At 52.5% G+C, this 3,040-nt stretch carries 1 rRNA gene; it reads right to left on the bottom strand.

Features of this window, described 5'->3' with window-relative positions:
* Positions 1-14: 14 nt before the first annotated feature.
* A 23S ribosomal RNA gene (locus tag KVT11_RS19505) occupies positions 15-2,945 on the bottom strand.
* Between the last annotated feature and the right edge of the window lie 95 nt (positions 2,946-3,040).

The raw sequence follows: 3,040 nt of genomic DNA, 5'->3' as shown, positions 1-3,040 counted from the left end.
TTCACATTAGAATATAGGTTAAGTCCTCGATCTATTAGTATCTGTCAGCTCCACGTGTCACCACGCTTCCACCTCAGACCTATCAACCTGATCATCTTTCAGGGATCTTACTTCCTTGCGGAATGGGAAATCTCATCTTGAGGGGGGCTTCATGCTTAGATGCTTTCAGCACTTATCCCGTCCGCACATAGCTACCCAGCGATGCCCTTGGCAGAACAACTGGTACACCAGCGGTGCGTCCATCCCGGTCCTCTCGTACTAAGGACAGCTCCTCTCAAATTTCCTGCGCCCGCGACGGATAGGGACCGAACTGTCTCACGACGTTCTGAACCCAGCTCGCGTACCGCTTTAATGGGCGAACAGCCCAACCCTTGGGACCGACTACAGCCCCAGGATGCGATGAGCCGACATCGAGGTGCCAAACCTCCCCGTCGATGTGGACTCTTGGGGGAGATAAGCCTGTTATCCCCGGGGTAGCTTTTATCCGTTGAGCGATGGCCCTTCCATGCGGAACCACCGGATCACTAAGCCCGACTTTCGTCCCTGCTCGACTTGTAGGTCTCGCAGTCAAGCTCCCTTGTGCCTTTACACTCTGCGAATGATTTCCAACCATTCTGAGGGAACCTTTGGGCGCCTCCGTTACATTTTAGGAGGCGACCGCCCCAGTCAAACTGCCCACCTGACACTGTCTCCCTGCCCGATAAGGGCAGCGGGTTAGAAGGTCAATACAGCCAGGGTAGTATCCCACCGATGCCTCCACCGAAGCTAGCGCTCCGGTTTCCAAGGCTCCTACCTATCCTGTACAAGCTGTACCAACATTCAATATCAGGCTGCAGTAAAGCTCCACGGGGTCTTTCCGTCCTGTCGCGGGTAACCTGCATCTTCACAGGTACTATAATTTCACCGAGTCTCTCGTTGAGACAGTGCCCAGATCGTTGCGCCTTTCGTGCGGGTCGGAACTTACCCGACAAGGAATTTCGCTACCTTAGGACCGTTATAGTTACGGCCGCCGTTTACTGGGGCTTCAATTCGCACCTTCGCTTACGCTAAGCGCTCCTCTTAACCTTCCAGCACCGGGCAGGCGTCAGCCCCTATACTTCGCCTTACGGCTTCGCAGAGACCTGTGTTTTTGCTAAACAGTCGCCTGGGCCTATTCACTGCGGCTTCTCGGGGCTTTAACACCCTAAGAAGCACCCCTTCTCCCGAAGTTACGGGGTCATTTTGCCGAGTTCCTTAACGAGAGTTCTCTCGATCACCTTAGGATTCTCTCCTCGCCTACCTGTGTCGGTTTGCGGTACGGGCACCTCTCACCTCGCTAGAGGCTTTTCTTGGCAGTGTGGAATCAGGAACTTCGCTACTAAATTTCGCTCGCCATCACAGCTCAGCCTTCACGGGAAACGGATTTGCCTATTTCCCAGCCTAACTGCTTGGACGCGGATATCCAATACCGCGCTTACCCTATCCTCCTGCGTCCCCCCATTGCTCAAATGGTGAGGAGGTGGTACAGGAATATCAACCTGTTGTCCATCGCCTACGCCTTTCGGCCTCGGCTTAGGTCCCGACTAACCCTGAGCGGACGAGCCTTCCTCAGGAAACCTTAGGCATTCGGTGGACGGGATTCTCACCCGTCTTTCGCTACTCATACCGGCATTCTCACTTCTAAGCGCTCCACCAGTCCTTCCGGTCTGACTTCACTGCACTTAGAACGCTCTCCTACCACTGTTCGTAAGAACAGTCCGCAGCTTCGGTGATACGTTTAGCCCCGGTACATTTTCGGCGCAGAGTCACTCGACCAGTGAGCTATTACGCACTCTTTAAATGGTGGCTGCTTCTAAGCCAACATCCTGGTTGTCTAAGCAACTCCACATCCTTTTCCACTTAACGTATACTTTGGGACCTTAGCTGGCGGTCTGGGCTGTTTCCCTTTCGACTACGGATCTTATCACTCGCAGTCTGACTCCCAAGGATAAGTCATCGGCATTCGGAGTTTGACTGAATTCGGTAACCCGGTAGGGGCCCCTAGTCCAATCAGTGCTCTACCTCCGAGACTCTTACCTTGAGGCTAGCCCTAAAGCTATTTCGGAGAGAACCAGCTATCTCCAGGTTCGATTGGCATTTCACCCCTACCCACACCTCATCCCCGCACTTTTCAACGTGCGTGGGTTCGGGCCTCCATTCAGTGTTACCTGAACTTCACCCTGGACATGGGTAGATCACCTGGTTTCGGGTCTACGACCACGTACTCATGCGCCCTATTCAGACTCGCTTTCGCTGCGGCTCCGCATCTTCTGCTTAACCTTGCACGGGATCGTAACTCGCCGGTTCATTCTACAAAAGGCACGCCATCACCCGTTAACGGGCTCTGACTACTTGTAGGCACACGGTTTCAGGATCTATTTCACTCCCCTTCCGGGGTGCTTTTCACCTTTCCCTCACGGTACTGGTTCACTATCGGTCACTAGGGAGTATTTAGCCTTGGGAGATGGTCCTCCCGGATTCCGACGGAATTTCACGTGTTCCGCCGTACTCAGGATCCACTCTGGAGAGAACAACATTTCAGTTACAGGGCTGTTACCTTCTTTGGCGGGCCTTTCCAGACCTCTTCGCTTATATCGTTCCTTTGTAACTCCGTATAGAGTGTCCTACAACCCCAAGAGGCAAGCCTCTTGGTTTGGGCTGTTCCCGTTTCGCTCGCCGCTACTCAGGGAATCGCATTTGCTTTCTCTTCCTCCGGGTACTTAGATGTTTCAGTTCCCCGGGTATGCCTTCTCATACTCTATGTATTCAAGTATGGATACTACTCCATTACGAGCAGTGGGTTTCCCCATTCGGAAATCTCCGGATCAAAGCTTGCTTACAGCTCCCCGAAGCATATCGGTGTTCGTCCCGTCCTTCATCGGCTCCTAGTGCCAAGGCATCCACCGTGCGCCCTTTCTAACTTAACCATTTCTTACTTTAGAAAGAATCACTATGTGTGATGAACTTTGCATTGCATTCAATGTGAATGTATTACTTATTGTTATCTAGTTTTCAAAGAACA

Source organism: Bacillus sp. GbtcB10, assembly GCF_019091365.1.
GTDB lineage: Bacteria > Bacillota > Bacilli > Bacillales > Bacillaceae > Bacillus > Bacillus altitudinis.
The sequence above is the reverse complement of the archived record's forward strand: the minus strand, read 5'-3'. Positions and strand labels throughout refer to the sequence as shown.